The sequence below is a fragment of the Aquaspirillum sp. genome (assembly GCF_055136605.1).
The window spans coordinates 1-19,248 of record NZ_JBSQVP010000061.1; the positions used below are offsets into that span (position 1 = coordinate 1).

The window sequence follows — 19,248 nt, forward strand, 5'->3', positions numbered from 1 at the left end:
GTGTACCGGCAACAACAGGCGGTGGCGGTGTGGCTGCATCGGGCTGAGGAGCCGCAGGCGCAATCCGACCTTCTGCAACAGCCGGTGCCGCTGGTGGAGGGTTCGCGGATGGTTTAGGTTCAGCCGTTAGGGCATGGTATAGCGGCAAAGCGCCCCCTGCAGCGAGCACAATTAAGATTGCGATCAGCAAACGCTTTTTTAATTGTCCGGCAAAAGGATCCCCTGCGGGGAATTCGGGCCGAACGGGCGTGGTTGATTTTGGCATGGAACCCCAAATAATGTGCAGCAAAGAAAAATTTTTCTAGCTATAATGCTCGGTTACCTTGCTTTTTTGCACCAAGTAGTCATCAGACTGCTACAGCAGCATAAAGCCTGATTTTTGAATATCCCTCATCATTGTGGAGACTTTTATGGCAATCGAACGTACCCTGTCAATCATCAAACCTGATGCCGTTGCAAAAAACGTCATTGGTCAAATCTACGCTCGCTTTGAAGCAGCTGGTTTGAAAGTCGTCGCAGCAAAAATGAAACACTTGTCGCGCGCCGAAGCAGAAGGCTTCTACGCGGTACACAAAGAGCGTCCTTTCTTTAAAGATCTGGTCGATTTCATGGTGTCTGGCCCTGTGATGATCCAAGTGTTAGAAGGCGAAGGCGCCATCGCGAAAAACCGCGAATTGATGGGCGCGACGGATCCAAAGAAAGCCGACGCTGGCACCATCCGCGCCGACTTTGCTGATTCGATCGACGCCAACGCTGTTCACGGTTCTGACAGCGCCGAAAACGCAGCTATCGAAGTCGCTTACTTCTTCCCTTCTTCTGAAGTGTACAGCCGCTAATCCCGTCTGTGAGCCTCTACCGTGTGGTAGAGGCTATTCTTTTTTTATTGCTTCCCATCTGTTCTGAATTCATCCATGAAAACCAACCTGCTCGACTTTAGCCTGCCGCAACTACTTGATCATTTTGCAGCACAAGGCGAAAAACCATTTCGTGCCAAGCAAGTCATGCGGTGGGTTCATCAAATGGGCGAAGCCGACTTTGATGCCATGACCGATTTGGCTAAGAGCCTACGCGAAAAGCTCAACGCCAATGCCGAGGTCAAAGTCCCGGCACTGATTACCGGCCAAGCCTCGGATGACGGAACACGTAAATGGTTGTTAGATGTCGGCACTGGCAACGGTGTTGAAACCGTCTTTATTCCAGAGGACGACCGTGGCACGTTATGCGTATCCTCGCAAGTCGGTTGTGCACTCGATTGCACGTTTTGCTCCACCGCTCGTCAAGGCTTTAATCGTAATTTATCGACAGCAGAAATTATTGGCCAGCTGTGGTGGGCCAATAAATCGATGGGCGTGACCCCAAAAAATGAACGAGTGATCTCCAATGTCGTGATGATGGGCATGGGTGAACCGTTGGCAAACTACGATAATGTGGTCAATGCCATGTCTATTATGTTGGATGACCATGCGTATGGCCTTAGCCGCCGCCGCGTGACCTTATCCACTTCGGGCCTCGTCCCAGCACTCGACCGTTTGCGTGAAGATTGCCCCGTCGCATTGGCGGTGTCTTTACATGCCCCCAACGATACGTTGCGCGATGAATTAGTCCCCATCAATCAAAAATATCCTCTGCGTACGCTGCTGGCGGCTTGTGAACGCTACTTAGAAAAAGCCCCTCGTGATTTTGTAACGTTTGAATATGTGATGTTAGATGGTGTGAATGATCGTCCACACCACGCACAAGAGTTGATTGCTTTAGTACGCGATTTGCCCTGTAAATTTAATTTAATTCCATTTAATCCTTTTCCTCATTCTGGCTATGCGCGCTCGAGCAATAACAGCATCCGCGCTTTCCGCGAAATTTTACAAGCGGCCGGTTTTGTGGTGACGGTTCGTAAAACACGGGGCGATGATATCGACGCTGCCTGTGGTCAATTAGCGGGGAAAGTACAAGATAAAACCCGTCGCACAATACAATGGCAAGACCGCCCAACCACGGATGCCTAGTCCAATAAAGTTGTGCAGCGTACAATGCGGCGGAGTAAAAACCGATATGGCGACCCCGCAATACGGGGTATCATGCCTAACTCTTTGTTTAAGCAAGCCCTTTATTTTTTAGAGTGGAGCACACTCCATGAGCAGTGAAATCCAAGTTCCGGGCTCATCCCAATCATTAGTCTCGGCCGGCGTCTTGCTGTCCAATGAACGTGTCAAGCGCGGCATTTCTATTCAAGAAGCCGCCGATTATTTAAAGTTGTCTCGTAAACAAGTCGAGGCATTAGAAAACGACGACTACAGCAGTCTGCCTGGGACAACGTTTGTCCGTGGCTTTATGCGCAATTACGCCAAGTTTTTAGAGCTCGACCTCGAACCAATTATGGCGTGGTTAGATAGCCAAGTGCCTAACACCGCACCAGATGCACGCCCTGCCGCTGCTGTAACGCCACAAGGCACAACAGCATCAACAGAGAGCCACAAAGAAAAAGACACTGCTCCTGCCACACCGGCTACAGCAAATGTAGATACCGGTAGTGGGATCTGGAAATGGCTGCTGCCTTTGTTATTAGTCGGTGCAGGTCTCGTGTGGTATCAGTCACAACCCAGCGAAGCCACTGAAGCCAATACAGAAGCAGCAGCGCCCGCTGAAGCGGTAGCAAAAGCGCCAGTTGCAACGACACCACCAGTGGCAGAAACGGCAGCAACACCGCCAGCCCCACCTGCTGAGGCCCCTCAGACACCACCACCAAGTGCTGCTGCGACACCGGCTGTTCCCCCCCCTGTTACCGCGACCACAGCAGCGCCAGCAGTGACGCCCCCAACACCAGCGGCAACCACGACAACCGCTACGGCGGCACCTGCGCTTCCCTCCAACGGCAACCATCAACTGCGTTTAGTGATGAAGCAAGACTCGTGGATGGAAATTTTGGATAGCAAAGGCGAACGAGTGGTATTCGGTACGCAAAAAGCGGGTAAGGAACGGATTGTCGAAGGTACACCACCGTTCAAAATGACCATTGGCAATGCCACAGAAGTCGAACTGTTCCACAACAATCAAGCCATTGATCTGAAAAAACATATCAAAAAAGGCACCACTGCCAAACTGGAGCTGCAATAGGTGATTTCTTCTCACTATCCAACTCGCCGTGCCTGCCAACAAGTGATGGTGGGACAGGTTCCGGTCGGGGGTGATGCCCCGATTGTGATTCAATCGATGACCAATACCGACACAGCAGACGCCGCTGCCACCGTCGCCCAAGTGTTGGAATTAGCGCGTGCCGGTTCTGAGGTAGTGCGTATCACCGTCAACAGTGCGGAAGCCGCCGCTCAAGTGGCCACGATTCGACAACAGCTTGATGACCAAGGCTGTAACGTACCGTTGGTGGGTGATTTTCACTTTAACGGTGATCGCCTATTACGTGACTATCCCGATTGTGCACGCGCTTTAGCAAAATATCGCATCAACCCCGGTAACGTAGGCAAAGGCAGTAAAGGCGACGAAAAATTCGCCTATATGGTGAAAACAGCGGCAGAACTTGGCAAAGCAGTGCGAATTGGGGTCAATTGGGGCAGCCTCGATCAAAGTTTGGCTGCTCGGTTGATGGATGAAAATGCCCGCCGCAGCGAACCGTGGCCAGTTGAAGCGGTGATGCGCGAAGCGTTGATCGTTTCGGCGCTGGAAAGTGCAGAGAAAGCCGTCGCACTTGGCCTGCCATCAAATCAAATTATCTTGTCGTGCAAAGTGTCGCATGTGCAAGACCTGATTGCAGTGTACCGTTCTTTGGCGGCGCGTTGTGATTGGCCGCTTCACCTTGGTCTCACCGAAGCAGGCATGGGCTCGAAAGGCATCGTTGCATCAAGCGCAGCGTTGGCGGTGCTATTACAAGAGGGCATTGGTGACACCATCCGCATCTCGCTCACACCAGAACCCGGTGCACCGCGTGATAAAGAAGTGATTGTCGCACAAGAGCTGTTACAAACCATGGGGCTGCGTTCGTTTACGCCATTGGTAACGGCCTGTCCGGGCTGTGGCCGCACCACCAGCACCTTCTTCCAAGAACTGGCTGCACAAATTCAACAGTTCTTGCGCGATAACATGCCGATTTGGCGCTTGGCCTATCCGGGTGTCGAAAGTATGAATGTGGCAGTCATGGGCTGTGTGGTGAATGGCCCGGGCGAAAGTAAATTAGCCGATATTGGTATCTCACTCCCCGGCACGGGTGAGGTTCCGGTGGCACCGGTGTATGTGGATGGTGAAAAAACGGTCACCCTCAAAGGTGAACAAATCGCCAGCGAATTTCAGGCGTTGGTCGAACAATATGTTCATTCCCGTTATGGCGAGGGGGGCAGTAAACGCCGCAAGGTCATTCCACTGAAACCCATTTAATTTTTGATTGATACACGCCAACTCGCGTAACTTTAACGAATACAGAAACATGGCAGAAAAAATTCAAGCAATTCGTGGGATGAATGACATCCTGCCCGACACCTCGCATCAGTGGTTATTTTTTGAACATACCGTCCGTGAATGGCTCAAGGACTACGGCTATAAAAATATTCGCACCCCAATTGTGGAAGATACACGGTTGTTTGTGCGTTCGATTGGTGAAGCCACCGATATTGTCGAAAAAGAGATGTACACCTTCACCGACAGCCTCAATGGCGACAGCCTAACACTACGGCCAGAGGGTACCGCTTCGTGTTTACGCGCGGCACTGCAACATAATTTGTTGTATAAACAAACACAGCGCCTGTGGTACATCGGCCCGATGTTCCGTCATGAACGGCCACAAAAAGGGCGCTATCGCCAGTTTCACCAAATTGGTGCGGAAGCACTCGGTTTCAGTGGTCCGGATGTAGATGCTGAAATCGTCATTATGTTGGCTGATTTATGGCAACGCTTAGGCTTAACTCCCTATCTGCAACTGCAAATCAACACGCTTGGTTCCAGTGAAGAACGCGCCGCTCACCGCCAAGCATTGATTGCCTACCTCGAACAGCATCAAGATGCGTTAGATGAAGATGGCAAGCGCCGTCTTTACACCAACCCTCTGCGCGTGTTGGACAGCAAAACCCCTTCGATGCAAGCCATTTGTGAACAAGCCCCCCGCTTGTTGGATTATCTCGGTGAGGCTTCGCGCCAGCATTACGATGAATGGCGCCAGATGATCCGCGATGCCAATATCCCGTATGTCGAAAACCCACGGTTAGTGCGTGGTTTGGACTACTACAATCTGTCGGTGTTTGAATGGGTAACACAAGAACTCGGCGCACAAGGTACGGTGTGTGGCGGGGGTCGTTATGATGGTTTGATTGAACAACTCGGCGGTCAAGCCACCCCAGCCGTTGGTTTTGCGATGGGGGTCGAACGCTTGATGTTGTTATTGGGCGAGAAGAACTTATTGCCTGCAGCTGATGTGCCAGACTGGTTTGTGATTCACCAAGGCGAGGGTACCGCACGCTATGCTTTACGCGTTGCGCAACAATTGCGCCAAGCCGGATTGCGCGTTGTGCAACACATGGGTGAGGCCAGCTTTAAATCACAAATGAAAAAAGCGGATGCCAGCGGCGCGTATGGTGCAGTGATTATCGGGGCCAATGAAGTAACAGAAAACAATGTGGTATTAAAACCTCTGCATGGCGGGCTAGCACAACAGACTGTGGCCTTTGCTGAAGTGGCTGCCACCGCTCGCACTCTGTTGCAACAAATTCAAGCCCAAAAGGAAACCGACTGATGGCGGCGTTTGATCTACAAGAACAAGAGCAAATCGAGGCAATCCGTAGCTTTTGGCACAGCTGGGGACGCTGGATTGCACTGGCATTGACCTTTGTTTGCCTCGGTTATCTTAGCTTTCAAGGTTGGCAGATGTATCAACGTAAGCAGGCCGCTGCTGCAGGTGAATACTATGCCCAAATCGAAAGTCATCTCGAACGCGGCCAGCAAGATAAATTGGCCCCCTTGTTTCAATCCCTGAAACAAGAGTATGGCAGTACAGCCTACGCCAATCGTGCCGCTTTAATCGAGGCCCGTTTGGCCTTTGAAGCGGGCCAATTTGCACAAGCCCGTGGCAGTTTGGAATGGGTGATTGAACACACCAAAGAAGACGCCATTCGCGATTTAGCACGTTGGCGGTTAGCGGCGGTATTGCTCGATGAAAAACAATTCGACCGCGCTTTAGCCGAATTGGCCAAACCGCATACCGATGGCTTTGCAGGTAGCTTTTTAGATTTAAAAGGTGATGTGTTAGTGGCGAAAGGCGATATTGCCGCCGCCCGCAGCGCCTATCGTGCCGCTTTACAAAAACTAGAAAAAAGCGCGTCGCCCTCTCGGTCTTTAACCGAGATTAAACTCGATGCGCTAGGAGCTGAATAAACATGACTGCACCTCGCTTACGCCTTTTGTCTGCTGCTTTATGTGCCAGTGTCGCCTTAACGGGTTGTGCCAGTTGGTTCAGTGGCGATGGCCGTCCACAACCCACGCCGCTCACAACCCTCAGCCAGTCACAAAACCCCGAATTGTTATGGCGGGTTGATGTCGCAAAAAATAGTGCTGAAGGGGTTTTTCAGCCAGCAGTGATTGCCGATGCAGCGCACGTTGGACTGTCACCTTATCGAGTCTCCCCACCAGCCCCGCCCAAGTGGCGGGTGATAAGGTGATTGTGCAAACCCAAGATGGCCGTGTCAGTGCCTTTGACAGCCGCGATGGCCGCCAGCTTTGGGTGTATCAACATAATCTACCCGCTTTGACCGTCCGCCATAGTGGTTCGCTACAAGCCCTCGGTGGTGAAGTCGCTTTGTTGGGCATGTCAGGGGGCCGCTTGGGGGTGCTCAATCTTGCCAGTGGTGAATTGATTTGGGAGTCTGCCGTCACCCTGCCACGTGGTGCCACCGAATTAGAACGGATTGCCGATGTTGCCAGCCCACCGGTGTTTGACGGCAATATGGTATGTGCTGTGGCTTTCCAAGGCCGTGTGGCATGTTTAGATGCCAAAAGCGGCACACCACTGTGGTCACGCGAATTGTCGTCCAGTCGTGGTTTAACTTTTGATGCCCGTTTGCTGTATGTCACAGCAGATGATGGCACTGTCCATGCCTTCGATCGCTACAGCGGTACCCCAATGTGGAAGCAAGAAGGGTTGCGCTATCGTGGTGTATCTGCACCTGCGCTACTGAATGGACAGGTCCTAGTCTATGATGCAGAAGGTTATGCCCATCTGTTATCAAGCCTAGATGGTAGCCTTGTCGGTCGTCTTGCCACTGGTGGTAACGAACTGCAAGGCCGCCCACTGAATGTGTCGGCACAACGGGTCTTACTGCAAACCGAAAATGGACGTATTTTGGCCTTAGGCCGTTAAGGAGATGGCGTGAAGCCAACTGTTGTATTAGTCGGAAGGCCGAATGTCGGCAAATCGACACTGTTTAATCGCCTCACGCGGAGTCGTGATGCGCTGGTTGCTGATCTACCCGGTCTGACCCGTGATCGCCACTATGGTCATGGCCGTGGTGGTAATAAGCCGTATTTGGTCGTCGATACCGGCGGTTTTGAGCCGATTGCCGACAGCGGTATTTTATTTGAAATGGCTCGTCAAACCTTGCAAGCGGTGGATGAAGGCGATGCTGTGATCTTTTTGGTGGATGCTCGTACGGGCATGACCCCCCAAGATAAGGTCATTGCTAATCGCCTGCGGCAATTAAATAAGCCGGTGTTTCTGGTGGTGAATAAAGCCGAAGGGATGCGCCGTGATCTGGTTGCGGCCGAGTTTTACGAACTCGGTTTGGGCGATCCGTGGGCAATTTCTGGCGCACACGGCGATGGCGTGCGTGAATTACTCGAGGCCGTATTAGAACCTTTCCCCGAGGAAGCAGAAGAAGAAGCCAGCCGCCATCCGCGTTTTGCCATTATTGGCCGCCCCAATGTGGGGAAATCCACCTTGGTCAACGCTATTTTGGGCGAAGAACGGGTGATTGCTTTTGATATGCCCGGCACCACCCGCGACAGTATCTATATCGATTTTGAGCGCAATGGTCAGTCGTACACGATTATTGACACCGCCGGCGTACGGCGAAAAAGCCGAGTCGATGAGGCAATTGAAAAGTTTTCCGTGGTGAAAACCCTCAAAGCGATTGAAGATGCTAACGTCGTTGTTTTGGTGTTGGATGCCAGCTTAGATATCGCCGATCAAGACGCCAGTATTGCAGGTTTTGCCCTCGAAGCAGGACGCGCCTTGGTTGTTGCCGTGAATAAATGGGATAACACTAATCAAGAACGCCGCGACCAAGTCAAACGCGATATTGCCCGTAAGTTATCTTTCTTGGATTTTGCACGTTTCCATTACATTTCAGCGCTACAGGGGCGCGGGGTCAGCGATTTATTTGCCTCGATTGATGCCACCTATGCTGCAGCGATGGTGAAACTGCCTACACCAAAATTAACCCGTGTGCTAGAAATCAGCCAAGAGCGTCAGGCACCGCCACGTGTCGGTTTGGTACGGCCTAAGCTGCGCTATGCTCACCAAGGGGGGATGAATCCACCCATCGTGATCATTCATGGCAGTGCATTAGATAAAATTCCTGATAGTTATACCCGCTATATGGAACATTGCTTCCGTAAAGCGTTCAAACTAGAGGGAACGCCCCTGCGAGTGGAATACCGCAGTGCCGAGAATCCTTTCCTCGAACGTCGTAAAACGGCGGCACGTCCAAGCGATCCTGGCCAACGACGTGGTAAAAATCGCAAGTAAACGCGAAATAAGAGGGGGCAGGAGACTAGAAAGATGGTAAAAAGACCTCACCTGCTGCCACCTCAGCAGTTTTTCTCTTAAATCTACTTTGGAGTACCCCGCGATGAGCGCGAAAGGGCAAATGCTACAAGACCCGTTCCTGAATACCCTGCGTAAGGAACACGTGCCAGTATCGATCTACTTGGTCAATGGCATTAAATTACAAGGCCAAATCGAGTCTTTTGATCAATACGTGGTGTTGCTCAAAAACACGGTCACCCAGATGGTTTACAAACACGCCATTTCAACGGTCGTGCCATCTCGCCCAGTGTCGATTCCACACGAGGCACCAACAGGCAATGCGGATGCCTAACATCCCTTCTATTCAGCTGAGACGAAAGCGGTGTGATTGTGTTTGACCGCCCAGATTTAGGTGATAAGGCAATCGTGGTTTGCCTCGATTTTGGCGAACCCGATTTTGCTGATAGCGTGGCCGAATGCGTCGAGTTGGTCCGTGGCGCAGGGGTGGAAGTGCGTGGTGTGGTGTTGGGTAAACGCCAACGCCCCGATGCCGCTTTGTTTGCCGGCAAAGGTAAGGTTGAGGAAATTGGCCTTGAACGAACCGCACAAGAGGCATCGGTGGTGATTTTTAACCATGCTCTCTCACCAGCCCAACAGCGCAATTTAGAGCGTACCCTCGAATGTCGGGTAATTGACCGGAATAGCCTGATTTTGGACATTTTTGCCCAACGGGCAAAAAGCCATGAAGGTAAATTGCAGGTTGAGTTGGCACAGCTTGAACATCTTGCCACTCGCTTAGTCCGTGGTTGGACTCACCTCGAGCGGCAAAAAGGGGGGATTGGTTTACGCGGCCCCGGCGAAACCCAGCTCGAGACCGACCGCCGTTTATTAGGTGCACGGGTCAAGATGCTGAAAGATCGCCTCTCTCAAGTCGAAAAACAGCGTCAAGTGCAACGGCGTGGACGTGAGCGTACCGGCATCGCCACTGTGTCAATTGTCGGCTATACCAATGCTGGCAAATCAACACTGTTTAATAGCGTGACTAAGGCGAAAGCTTATGCCGCCGACCAGCTATTTGCCACCCTCGATACCACCAGCCGCAAGCTTTATCTAGGTGGGCGCAATTCCATCATTGTGTCGGATACCGTTGGTTTTATTCGTGACTTGCCCCACGCCTTGGTTGCAGCCTTCCGTGCAACATTGGAAGAAACCGTCCGTGCCGATTTACTGTTACATGTGGTGGACAGTGCCAGCGATAACCGCGAACGCCAAATCGAAGAAGTCAACAAGGTCTTGCAAGAGATCGGGGCTGACACCATTCCTCAATTGATAGTGTGGAATAAAATCGACATTAAAGGGCAAGACGCTGCCATCGAACGCGATGAACATGGCCATGTTGTGGCTGTCCGCGTGTCGGCATTAACCGGTAGCGGACTTGAACTGTTACGTGAAGCAATTGCCGAACGACTACAGTTGGCTCAACCACACGACGAGCTTTCTCATTCATAGATCAAAATTCACGGAAAAATCATGTCCCAAAACGACCCGCAATGGGGAGGCGGTAACCGTGGTAACGACGGGCCGCCAGACCTCGAACAGATTTTCCGCAATGTGACCCGTAAATTTCGCGGTAATCATTCGGGTGGAGACGGCAATGGCTTTCCAAGCGGCGGCCGTGGCTTCAAAGGGGGTATCGTCGCGATTGGTGGCGTGCTTGCAGCCCTGTGGCTAGCGAGCGGCTTTTATATGATTGATGCCCGCGAAGAAGGGGTCGTACTTCGGTTTGGTGAATACCATCGCAGTGCTGATGCTGGTTTGCAATGGCATATTCCTTATCCAATTGAACAGGTTGAAGTCGTCAGTTTAACGGATGTCCGCAGCCTCGAAATTGGCTACCGTGGCAACGATAAAAATCGTGTCAGTGAAGAAGCATTGATGGTCACTTCAGACCTCAACATCATCGATGTGCAATTATCAGTGCAATATGACGTGCTCAGTGCCCGCAATTTTCTTTTTGAAAATGCCTGTGCCGACCGTGACTGTAAAGACATCCTGAAACAAATCGCCGAGTCTTCTATTCGTGAAGTCGTTGGCCGCAATCAAGTCGACTTTGTCCTCAACGAAGGCCGTGCCAAGATCGCCAGCGATACACAAGTATTGATTCAACAAATCGTTGATCGTTATCAACTTGGCATTCGCATCAGTAAGGTCAACATCAATAACGTACAACCCCCAGAACCGGTGTTGGCGGCGTTTGATGATGCAGTCAAAGCGGGGCAAGACAAAGATAAGCTACGCAACGAAGGCCAAGCCTATGCTAACGATGTCATCCCGAAAGCCCAAGGGGTGGCAGCACGTCTGATGCAAGAAGCCGAAGGGTATAAACAGCGTGTGATTGCCAGTGCCGAGGGTGAAGCACAACGCTTTAGCAGTGTGTTAACTGAATATCAGAAAGCCCCAGCAGTTACGCGGGAACGTCTGTATCTCGACACCATGCAGGATATTCTTGCTTCGACCAGCAAAGTCTTTGTCGATCAGAAAAATGGGCAAAACCTGCTTTATCTGCCGCTCGATAAGTTGATGCAACAAGCAAAACCGGGCCCCACCTCGACCGCACCGGCGGCAAATAACGAAACAGTGCCACAAAACGAAGGCGAAGCTGCCGCACCCGCTGCTGCCAACACAGGCCGCGATGTGGTACGCAACCGTGATTTGGGAGCAAGATAATAATGGATAGATTGATTCCCACCGTTGTTGCTTTATTTGCTGGCGTCATGCTGTTGAGCATGAGCCTGTTTACCGTTGACCAACGGCAATATGCCTTGGTGTTTCAATTTGGTGAAGTGGTCCGCGTGGTGAAAGAACCGGGATTGCAGTTCAAAATCCCATTCTTACAAAACGTGCGTTTCTTCGACCGCCGGATTCGGACCATTGACCCCGAATCGCCCGAACTCTACAACACCCGCGAAAAAATGAACCTGTTGGTGGACAGTTTTGTGAAATGGCGCGTGGTGGATGTCGAGCAATACTACAAAAGTGTTGGGGGCAACGAAGCAATTGCTGTCTCACGGCTGAAACAAACCGTCAATGATGGTTTGCGCGCTAAGTTCGGTCAAAAAACGATACCTGAAGTTATCTCCGGTAAACGTGAAGACATCATGAGCAGTGTACGCACCCGTGCTGACCAAGATGCGCGCCGTATCGGTGTAGAAATTATTGATGTGCGCTTAAAACGCGTCGATTTTCCAGATAAAATCAGCACTTCGATTTATGACCGGATGCGTTCTGAACGTCGTACTGTGGCCAGCCAGCTGCGTTCTGAAGGTGCAGCAGAAGCCGAACGGATTCGTGCTGATGCCGATAAACAACGTGAAGTGGTCATTGCTGAAGCGTATCGCAAAGCACAAGCCTTGAAAGGTGAAGGCGATGCAGCGGCCTCGGCACTGTATAATGAAGCGTTCAGTCGTAACCCAGAGTTTTATGCCTTCTGGCGTAGCATGGAAGCCTATCGTCAAAGCTTCCGTGATAAGAACGATGTGTTGGTGTTAGACCCAAGCGCAAGCTTCTTCCGCTACCTGAAAAACCCAAATGGGCGTGCAGGAGCCGAAGGAACTGGTAAATAACTAATTGGCAAGCCACCTTGCACGTCAAGGTGGTGATAGCTTCCTCGGGCGGGGAATGACTCCCCGCCCCTTTTCTTGTGTAGCGTTCGTGAACCGATATGCGTAATTGGCTATTACCCGAAAATATTGCTGATATTTTGCCAGCCAGCGCCAGACAACTCGAAACAGCCAAGGCCAGTATGCTGGAACTGTTTCGAACTCATGGCTATGAATTGGTATGTCCGCCATTGATTGAATATGTTGAATCGCTGGTTTCTGATGGCGATGCGGCATTAGATTTAAAAACCTTCAAACTTGATGACCAACTCAGCGGCCGCCAATTGGGGCTGCGTGCTGATATCACCCCACAGGTTGCCCGTATTGATGCCCATCTTCTCGGCTCTCGCGAAGGGGTGACCCGTCTTTGTTATGCTGGCAGTGTTGTCCACAGCCGCCCAGATAGCTTGACCGCCTCTCGTGAGCCCTTGCAAATTGGAGCAGAGCTATATGGATGTGCCGACACCGGCGCCGATTTGGAAATTATCCACCTGATGTTGGCGACTTTGCGTACTGTAGGCATCGATCAATTGACACTCGATCTTGGTCATCTCGGTGTCTTCTACGCCTTAGTCAATGCCGCTGGCTTGGAAAAGAAACACATCGCCAACCTGCTACAGCTACTGCAAGCCAAGGACGTCGCCAGTCTGCGAGAAGAATTGACCTGTGTTGCTGATCCCTACCGCAGTGCTCTACTACGTTTGCCTGAATTGTTTGGTCCAGATTGCTTACGCCTTGCACGTCAGCATTTGCCTGCCTTGCCTGCACTTGAACAAGCCTTGGCTCAGTTAGAACAAATCGGCCAATCGCTTGAGCAAGAACAAGTTCAAGTGTATTACGACCTTACTGAATTACGCGGCACGCACTACCATACCGGTCTCATCTTTGCTGTCTATGCCGAAGGATGGGCGTCCGAATTAGCACGCGGTGGACGCTATGACAATGTTGGTCGCAAGTTTGGCCGCGCCCGTCCAGCCACCGGCTTTAGTCTAGATTTGCGCGATTTATTGCGAATTTTGCCCAAGACCAGTCCACAAAAAGGAATTCGTCTTGCCGCAGCAGATCATGCCGCTGCAACAAGCTCGGCGACTCGTTTGCGTGCCGAGGGCGAAATTGTCGTAATCGACTACTTAAATGAATCAGCCGCCGCACTCAACTGTGATCGGCAATTGGTTTTCCGTGACGGCGACTGGCAAGTCGTCCCGTTTCATTGATTTTTGTGAAGAGGTTTTTCCATGTCCAAGAATGTTGTCGTGATCGGCACACAATGGGGTGATGAAGGCAAGGGTAAGATTGTCGATTGGCTGACAGACCATGCCGAAGGGGTTGTGCGTTTTCAAGGTGGCCACAATGCCGGTCATACCTTGGTCATCGGTGGTAAAAAAACCGTGTTGCGCTTGATTCCGTCTGGGATTTTGCATGCCGGTAAAGAGTGTTTCATTGGTAACGGTGTGGTGATTTCTCCAGAAGCCTTACTGAAAGAAATTGATGAATTGGAAACAGCAGGTATCGATGTTTCCAAACGCTTGAAGATCTCTGAGTCTTGCCCATTAATTTTGCCGTACCACATCGCTCTAGACCAAGCGCGTGAAGCAGCCAAAGGCGAGAACAAAATCGGCACCACTGGCCGTGGTATCGGCCCGACTTATGAAGATAAGGTGGCACGCCGCGCGATTCGTGTGCAAGATTTGTTCTATCCAGAGCGTTTTGCGGCCAAACTCGGCGAAAACTTGGCTTATTACAACTTCTTGTTAAAAGAATACTTCAAGACTGACACAGTAGACTTCCAATCTACCTTGGAAGAAACCTTGAAATTAGCAGAACGCATTAAGCCAATGGTGGCAGATGTGTCTCGTACCTTGTACGAACTCAACAAAGCGGGCAAACCGCTGTTGTTTGAAGGCGCACAAGGCACATTATTGGATATCGACCACGGTACCTACCCATTCGTGACATCGAGTAACTGTGTTGCCGGTGCTGCCTCTGCTGGTGCCGGTGTTGCGCCACAGATGTTGCAGTATGTGTTGGGGATTGTAAAAGCCTACACCACCCGTGTGGGATCTGGCCCCTTCCCCACGGAACAGTGCAATGACACTGGTGCCTACCTCGCCAAACGTGGCAATGAATTTGGTTCCGTCACCGGTCGTCCCCGCCGCTGTGGTTGGTTTGACGCGGCAGCGTTGAAACGCTCGATTCAAATCAATGGCGTATCTGGTTTGTGTGTGACCAAACTAGACGTGATGGATGGTATGGACGAGATCCAGTTGTGTGTTGGCTATCGTAAAGATGGCGTTGAATACGACATTCTGCCCTTTGGTTCAGAAGCAGTGAGCGGTTGTGAGCCAATCTATGAAACCATGCCCGGTTGGCACGACTCAACGGTTGGTGTGAAAGAATATGATGCACTACCAGCCAATGCTAAAGCGTATCTGACACGGATCGCCGAAGTCTGCGAAGCGCCAATTGATATTATCTCGACGGGTCCAGATCGCGAAGAGACTATCGTATTACGTCATCCCTTTGCTTAATCGCGTAGAAATCCCCTGTCTTGGCAGGGGATTTTACTGCGCTTCTTTTACGGTTTTTCCGTAAAACAAATCAAAAATAAACTGATTTTCCAAAAACGAAAATTCTCGTACTGTAGCGCCATTGATATTCTTCAGCTTGAAATGAGAACTCGCATGGCCGCTTTTTCTGCCGAACGTGTCCTAAGCGTTCACCATTGGAATGACAGTTTATTTAGCTTTAAAACCACCCGCGATGCAGGGTTGCGGTTTGAAAACGGACACTTTGTGATGATTGGTCTGGAAGTCAATGGCCGACCACTGATGCGTGCTTACAGCATTGCCAGCGCAAATCATGAAGAGCATTTAGAGTTTTTTAGCATTAAAGTGCCCGATGGCCCGCTGACCTCTCGTCTGCAACATCTGACACCGGGGGATAATCTGTTGGTCAGCAAAAAACCAACAGGAACGTTGGTTATTGACGACTTGTTACCGGGTGGACGCAATTTGTATTTGTTCGGCACCGGCACCGGCCTCGCCCCGTTTATGTCCCTGATTAAAGATCCAGAAGTGTACGAACGTTATGAACAAGTCATTTTGTTCCACGGCGTGCGCTATTGCAGCGAATTGGCGTATCAGCAATACATCACCGAAACCTTGCCAGAACATGAGTTCTTAGGCGAGATGGTCAAAAATCAATTACGTTACTATCCTTCGGTGACGCGTGAACCTTATGTCAACCAAGGTCGGTTAACCGATTTGATTCGCAGTGGCAAATTGTTCCAAGACCTTGGTTTACCTAGCATTGACCCCAATACCGACCGCGCCATGTTATGCGGCAGTCCTTCGATGTTGAAAGAAACCTGCACCTTGTTAAAAGAATATGGTTTAGAAGAGGCACGCCAAGGTCAGCAAGGTCACTATGTCATCGAGCGTGCCTTCGTTGAAAGCTAAGCAGCCATAGAGACACAATCAAAAAAAATAGCCAAGCATATTTTGCTTGGCTGTTTTTTTAATGCTTGTTGTAGCGTGGCGGCATTAACAAAGCAGGAATTTCACGCGGTGCTTGGCTAAGTGGATGTCGCCATGCCTTACCCGACATTAAATGCGCCAAAGGTGAAGGCCGTGCCGGTGTGACAAAAGCCTGATGAAAAGTCGAAGGGTGCGGTTTGGGATGTTCCATCCAACTCGGCCAAAAACCGGTCATCATTTCAGGTTTTAACGTTTGTCGGGTCAATTTTTCAATGTTGGCAAGGGCTTTTTGTTCATCCTCAGCCATCAATGAAATCGCCACACCAGAGCTCCCCGCCCGCCCTGTACGGCCAATCCGATGGACATAATCCTCGGGCGCTTTTGGCAGTTCAAAATTAACCACAAATGGTAAATCTGAGATGTCTAAACCACGTGCAGCCACGTCCGTTGCGACCAACACGCGCACCTCGCCGGCTTTAAAAGCAGCAAGAGTTTCAATGCGGGCTTGTTGTGCTTTATCGCCATGAATAGCGGCCACAGAGATATTTTCGCGCTTTAACTCACGGGTCAGTTGATCTGCCCCTTGTTTGGTACGGCAAAACACAATGACCTGTGACATATCACGCTGTTGCAGTAAGCGCACTAATAACGCCCGTTTACGATGACTATCAACGGCATAGATGGTTTGCTCGATTTTGGCATTGGTGGCATTTTGCCGCGCCACTTCAATCAACTGAGGCTGTTTCATAAACTCAGCTGCCAATTTTTTGATCTCTGGCGAGAAGGTGGCAGAAAACAAAAGCGTTTGTCGTGTTTTAGGCAATAAGGTCAAAATACGGCGGATATCAGGCAAAAAGCCCATATCGAGCATTCGATCCGCCTCATCCATCACCAAAATTTCAACTCGATTTAGCTGAATTGTTTTTTGTTCTACGTGGTCGAGCAAGCGACCAGGGGTGGCAACAACAATTTCAATACCACGGCGCAGCTGCTCTTTTTGTGGATCGATACTGACCCCACCAAATAACACAGCATAACGCAATTGGCTATGTTGGCTATATTGACGCACACTATCAGCTACTTGGTCTGCCAGTTCTCGTGTTGGAGTCAGCACCAACACTCGGACCGGATGCATTGCGGGTGAAGCACTACTATTGGCATAGCCCATTAAACGGGTTAAAACGGGCAAGGTGAATGCCGCTGTTTTACCTGTTCCCGTTTGTGCCGCAGCGAGGATATCTCCCCCTGCCAGCACAACAGGAATCGCTTGACGCTGAATAGGTGTCGGCTCACGGTAGCCTAGCTCCTCAACAGCCCGAAGAATAAGAGGGCTTAAGCCAAGCTCAGCAAACGACATAACAACTCCTAAAAATGGATGATGCGATCAACTTAACACGCACCATTTAAGACAAAGATAACCATTGAACAAGGGTTAACAACAAAATCACAGCCAACCACAGCACCACCGACCGCCACACCAACCCCACGGCACGGCGCAAATAATCAGGATCGGCCTCATCGCCAACGCCCAATTCAGGACGATACTTAACGGTATAATCTTGACGAAGCGGATCGCCCAGCTTCACGCCAATTGCACCTGCAGCCGATGCCAATAAAATTCCATAAGCGTAGTGTCCCCAAGCAATCGCTTGTGAACGCCAACAAAATACAGCATCTTCAAAATCGCCCATCACCGCAAAACTGGCCGACGTTAAACGCACAGGCAGCCAATCAATAGCCTCATGAAAACGGCGCGCAAAGCGGCCAAAGGCTTCGCCTAACACTTCCTCACGACCACCCCATTTTTGGTACAGCATATTTGACATGCGATACATCACGGCACCAGCAGGGCCAGGCAAGACAGCAAACCAAAACATGGTGCCAAAGACATGGCGATAGCTGTCGATCACCCCTTGTTCAATGGTCAAACGAGAGATTTCATTCACTTCAAGTTCAGAAGTCGGTTGACCAGACCAACGAGCCAACGCTAAGCGAGCATCGACCACACGATTCTCTGCCAAAGCGACAGAGATCTCAGTCAAGGCACTGGAAAAATGACGGAACCCCATCGTGAGATATAACACCGCTACATCCCAAATTAAGGCCAGCGCAGGCGTCACTTTGTATAGCAGTCCATGTATCAACCACACGAATCCTGCCAATGGCAAAACGGCCAGACACCATGCCAACACGCCATGTCGATTACGACCTGCATTTAAGTGGCGCTCTAGGTAGTTGGCATAACGCGTAAACACCAATAGAACGCGGTTTCGATTACCTAAGGGATGTATTTGCTCCAGCGCAAGCGCGAGGATAATCGCGAGCAGGGTCATGGCAAGAGAAAAAACTTTCTGAAGAAAATAAAAAAGGATAGCCACGATAGCACAAAGCGTGCTAACTCGCAGCATTGAGCAGAAGGGAACCGCACAATTCCAGTGGGATTAAATTAGGCTTGGCCCAGTGTACGGCCACCGGCGATAGCAGAGCGCGCGCCACCGTCACGTTTATACGCCATAGTACTTTGAGGACTGGCCATCAAAATATCCAATGCCTCTTGCGTATCGGCCAAATGACGAGCGATCAGTTGACCATTGACACGATTGATCGATTGCGCACGGGCACAGAGTGTTTCAAGCTGACACCATGCTTTCAGCAACAGCGCTTTATCAGATAGCCATTGCATAAATACGCCGCGCTCCTGACAACCGAGTGTTCTTAGAATGTCGGTACGTTGTTTAACACATTGGTCAATTTGTTCTAGGGTATTGAGCTTTTGCACGGCAAGGCGTTCCAAGTCAGCAATCGCTTGGTGCACCAACGCCGCCTGCTCAGCAGCCAGCGCCTCATTGAGCATTTCATATAACTGAATTTCTCGCTCAATCAGTTCACTTAAAGCTTGGTCATAAGCAGGCATGGTCGCTTCCATTTATTCTCAAAAAGTTGGGACTATTCCCGTCCGGCGAGTAATTCACGAGCGGACGAAATCAAACCATCAGCAATCGCATTAGGGTTGATACTGAATTTACCCTCGGCAATCGCTTGTTTAATGGCGGCAACTTTCCCAGAATCAACCACAGGTTGTTGTTGTACCGATTGTTCGAGTGCTGCCACCTGATTTGCCAGTGGGTTAATGGCAACGTTAACAGGACGCACCTGTGAGGGTGCACTTGCGGTGGAGGAGGGTGCAAGACGGGTTTTGTTACTCACCGCTGCAGAATTCGCCACCGAAGGATTATTGGACTGAATTTTCATGGCATTTTCTATACAAAAAATTGAGTTTATTGCTAGCAAACATCGGTCAAAATTCACAAAACTTTAGTGACGCGGTTGAAGCAACAGCGGTTTTTAACAAAAACTATTATTCCAATTAAATTAGAAG

The 19,248-nt window shown here is 50.5% G+C and carries 20 protein-coding genes and 1 pseudogene; 16 read left to right on the forward strand and 5 right to left on the reverse strand.

Translation table 11 applies throughout. The features are described from left to right. A pseudogene (locus ACTBZS_RS09905) lies at positions 1-265 on the reverse strand (hypothetical protein); the annotation flags it as partial. A gap of 145 nt (positions 266-410) precedes the next feature. Here ACTBZS_RS09905 and ndk point away from each other — a divergent pair. The 16 genes from ndk (at position 411) to ACTBZS_RS09985 (ending at position 15,851) form a co-directional block, all read left to right on the forward strand. After that, a complete protein-coding gene (gene ndk / locus ACTBZS_RS09910; protein ID WP_460430491.1) occupies positions 411-836 on the forward strand; it encodes a nucleoside-diphosphate kinase in 426 nt (141 codons plus the stop codon). Between the two features lie 75 nt (positions 837-911). Further along, positions 912-2,003, forward strand: a complete 1,092-nt coding sequence (rlmN, locus tag ACTBZS_RS09915) for a dual-specificity RNA methyltransferase RlmN (RefSeq protein WP_460430490.1) — start codon at positions 912-914, stop codon at positions 2,001-2,003. A gap of 127 nt (positions 2,004-2,130) precedes the next feature. Next, positions 2,131-3,111 (forward strand): helix-turn-helix domain-containing protein, encoded by a 981-nt coding sequence (locus ACTBZS_RS09920; RefSeq protein ID WP_463044005.1) that lies wholly within the window; start codon positions 2,131-2,133, stop codon positions 3,109-3,111. 3 nt (positions 3,112-3,114) lie between these two features. Next, positions 3,115-4,380: a flavodoxin-dependent (E)-4-hydroxy-3-methylbut-2-enyl-diphosphate synthase gene (gene ispG, locus ACTBZS_RS09925; protein ID WP_460430575.1), complete on the forward strand. Its 1,266-nt coding sequence runs from the start codon at positions 3,115-3,117 to the stop codon at positions 4,378-4,380. Positions 4,381-4,429: 49 nt separating this feature from the next. Beyond that, on the forward strand, positions 4,430-5,728 hold the full coding sequence (gene hisS / locus ACTBZS_RS09930) for a histidine--tRNA ligase (protein ID WP_463044006.1): 1,299 nt from the start codon (positions 4,430-4,432) through the stop codon (positions 5,726-5,728). Beyond that, on the forward strand, positions 5,728-6,366 hold the full coding sequence (locus ACTBZS_RS09935) for a YfgM family protein (RefSeq protein ID WP_463044007.1): 639 nt from the start codon (positions 5,728-5,730) through the stop codon (positions 6,364-6,366). Before hisS ends, ACTBZS_RS09935 begins: the two co-directional genes overlap by 1 nt. A 2-nt stretch (positions 6,367-6,368) precedes the next feature. Further along, positions 6,369-6,650 (forward strand): hypothetical protein, encoded by a 282-nt coding sequence (locus ACTBZS_RS09940; RefSeq protein ID WP_463044008.1) that lies wholly within the window; start codon positions 6,369-6,371, stop codon positions 6,648-6,650. Beyond that, complete coding sequence (locus tag ACTBZS_RS09945; protein WP_463044009.1) at positions 6,647-7,348, forward strand: PQQ-binding-like beta-propeller repeat protein; 702 nt, start codon at positions 6,647-6,649, stop codon at positions 7,346-7,348. The genes ACTBZS_RS09940 and ACTBZS_RS09945 overlap by 4 nt, the downstream gene beginning before the upstream one ends. Before the next feature lie 9 nt (positions 7,349-7,357). Beyond that, positions 7,358-8,734: a ribosome biogenesis GTPase Der gene (gene der / locus ACTBZS_RS09950; RefSeq protein WP_460430485.1), complete on the forward strand. Its 1,377-nt coding sequence runs from the start codon at positions 7,358-7,360 to the stop codon at positions 8,732-8,734. A 103-nt stretch (positions 8,735-8,837) separates the two neighbouring features. Further along, positions 8,838-9,086 carry an RNA chaperone Hfq gene (gene hfq, locus ACTBZS_RS09955; protein WP_027405211.1) on the forward strand — a complete coding sequence of 83 codons (249 nt, stop codon included), beginning with the start codon at positions 8,838-8,840 and terminating at the stop codon, positions 9,084-9,086. A gap of 38 nt (positions 9,087-9,124) precedes the next feature. Further along, positions 9,125-10,243, forward strand: a complete 1,119-nt coding sequence (gene hflX / locus ACTBZS_RS09960; protein WP_463044013.1) for a GTPase HflX — start codon at positions 9,125-9,127, stop codon at positions 10,241-10,243. 21 nt (positions 10,244-10,264) lie between these two features. Then, positions 10,265-11,461 carry an FtsH protease activity modulator HflK gene (gene hflK / locus ACTBZS_RS09965; protein WP_460430484.1) on the forward strand — a complete coding sequence of 399 codons (1,197 nt, stop codon included), beginning with the start codon at positions 10,265-10,267 and terminating at the stop codon, positions 11,459-11,461. A gap of 2 nt (positions 11,462-11,463) precedes the next feature. Next, a complete protein-coding gene (hflC, locus tag ACTBZS_RS09970; RefSeq protein ID WP_463044010.1) occupies positions 11,464-12,357 on the forward strand; it encodes a protease modulator HflC in 894 nt (297 codons plus the stop codon). A gap of 98 nt (positions 12,358-12,455) precedes the next feature. Next, positions 12,456-13,607: an ATP phosphoribosyltransferase regulatory subunit gene (locus ACTBZS_RS09975; RefSeq protein ID WP_460430482.1), complete on the forward strand. Its 1,152-nt coding sequence runs from the start codon at positions 12,456-12,458 to the stop codon at positions 13,605-13,607. 21 nt (positions 13,608-13,628) lie between these two features. Continuing rightward, the gene (locus ACTBZS_RS09980; protein WP_460430481.1) at positions 13,629-14,921 is read left to right on the forward strand and encodes an adenylosuccinate synthase; all 1,293 of its coding nucleotides are present in this window, start codon (positions 13,629-13,631) and stop codon (positions 14,919-14,921) included. Between the two features lie 153 nt (positions 14,922-15,074). After that, positions 15,075-15,851, forward strand: coding sequence for a ferredoxin--NADP reductase (locus ACTBZS_RS09985; RefSeq protein ID WP_463044011.1), 777 nt, complete (start codon positions 15,075-15,077; stop codon positions 15,849-15,851). A gap of 58 nt (positions 15,852-15,909) precedes the next feature. On the opposite strand, the gene ACTBZS_RS09990 is transcribed toward ACTBZS_RS09985, so the two are convergent. The 4 genes from ACTBZS_RS09990 to flgM all read right to left on the reverse strand — a co-directional run bounded on the left by ACTBZS_RS09990 (position 15,910) and on the right by flgM (position 19,121). Then, positions 15,910-17,226, reverse strand: coding sequence for a DEAD/DEAH box helicase (locus ACTBZS_RS09990; RefSeq protein ID WP_460430479.1), 1,317 nt, complete (start codon positions 17,224-17,226; stop codon positions 15,910-15,912). A 46-nt stretch (positions 17,227-17,272) separates the two neighbouring features. Then, positions 17,273-18,202 (reverse strand): CobD/CbiB family protein, encoded by a 930-nt coding sequence (locus ACTBZS_RS09995; RefSeq protein ID WP_463044012.1) that lies wholly within the window; start codon positions 18,200-18,202, stop codon positions 17,273-17,275. Positions 18,203-18,315: 113 nt separating this feature from the next. Further along, positions 18,316-18,783 (reverse strand): flagella synthesis protein FlgN, encoded by a 468-nt coding sequence (locus tag ACTBZS_RS10000; RefSeq protein ID WP_460430477.1) that lies wholly within the window; start codon positions 18,781-18,783, stop codon positions 18,316-18,318. A 32-nt stretch (positions 18,784-18,815) separates the two neighbouring features. Then, entirely contained in the window at positions 18,816-19,121 is a 306-nt protein-coding gene (gene flgM, locus ACTBZS_RS10005; protein ID WP_460430476.1) for a flagellar biosynthesis anti-sigma factor FlgM, read from the reverse strand. Between the last annotated feature and the right edge of the window lie 127 nt (positions 19,122-19,248).

What these genes read in the sequence shown, in the direction of transcription:
- rlmN (WP_460430490.1), top strand. Translation starts at nt 912, where the DNA reads ATGAAAACCAACCTGCTCGACTTTAGCCTGCCGCAACTACTTGATCAT.
- ACTBZS_RS09975 (WP_460430482.1), top strand. Translation starts at nt 12,456, where the DNA reads ATGCGTAATTGGCTATTACCCGAAAATATTGCTGATATTTTGCCAGCC.
- ACTBZS_RS09920 (WP_463044005.1), top strand. Translation starts at nt 2,131, where the DNA reads ATGAGCAGTGAAATCCAAGTTCCGGGCTCATCCCAATCATTAGTCTCG.
- ACTBZS_RS09990 (WP_460430479.1), bottom strand. Translation starts at nt 17,226, where the DNA reads ATGTCGTTTGCTGAGCTTGGCTTAAGCCCTCTTATTCTTCGGGCTGTT.
- ACTBZS_RS09995 (WP_463044012.1), bottom strand. Translation starts at nt 18,202, where the DNA reads ATGACCCTGCTCGCGATTATCCTCGCGCTTGCGCTGGAGCAAATACAT.
- flgM (WP_460430476.1), bottom strand. Translation starts at nt 19,121, where the DNA reads ATGAAAATTCAGTCCAATAATCCTTCGGTGGCGAATTCTGCAGCGGTG.
- ndk (WP_460430491.1), top strand. Translation starts at nt 411, where the DNA reads ATGGCAATCGAACGTACCCTGTCAATCATCAAACCTGATGCCGTTGCA.
- ACTBZS_RS10000 (WP_460430477.1), bottom strand. Translation starts at nt 18,783, where the DNA reads ATGCCTGCTTATGACCAAGCTTTAAGTGAACTGATTGAGCGAGAAATT.
- ACTBZS_RS09985 (WP_463044011.1), top strand. Translation starts at nt 15,075, where the DNA reads ATGGCCGCTTTTTCTGCCGAACGTGTCCTAAGCGTTCACCATTGGAAT.
- hisS (WP_463044006.1), top strand. Translation starts at nt 4,430, where the DNA reads ATGGCAGAAAAAATTCAAGCAATTCGTGGGATGAATGACATCCTGCCC.
- hflC (WP_463044010.1), top strand. Translation starts at nt 11,464, where the DNA reads ATGGATAGATTGATTCCCACCGTTGTTGCTTTATTTGCTGGCGTCATG.
- hfq (WP_027405211.1), top strand. Translation starts at nt 8,838, where the DNA reads ATGAGCGCGAAAGGGCAAATGCTACAAGACCCGTTCCTGAATACCCTG.
- ACTBZS_RS09980 (WP_460430481.1), top strand. Translation starts at nt 13,629, where the DNA reads ATGTCCAAGAATGTTGTCGTGATCGGCACACAATGGGGTGATGAAGGC.
- ACTBZS_RS09940 (WP_463044008.1), top strand. Translation starts at nt 6,369, where the DNA reads ATGACTGCACCTCGCTTACGCCTTTTGTCTGCTGCTTTATGTGCCAGT.
- ACTBZS_RS09935 (WP_463044007.1), top strand. Translation starts at nt 5,728, where the DNA reads ATGGCGGCGTTTGATCTACAAGAACAAGAGCAAATCGAGGCAATCCGT.
- hflK (WP_460430484.1), top strand. Translation starts at nt 10,265, where the DNA reads ATGTCCCAAAACGACCCGCAATGGGGAGGCGGTAACCGTGGTAACGAC.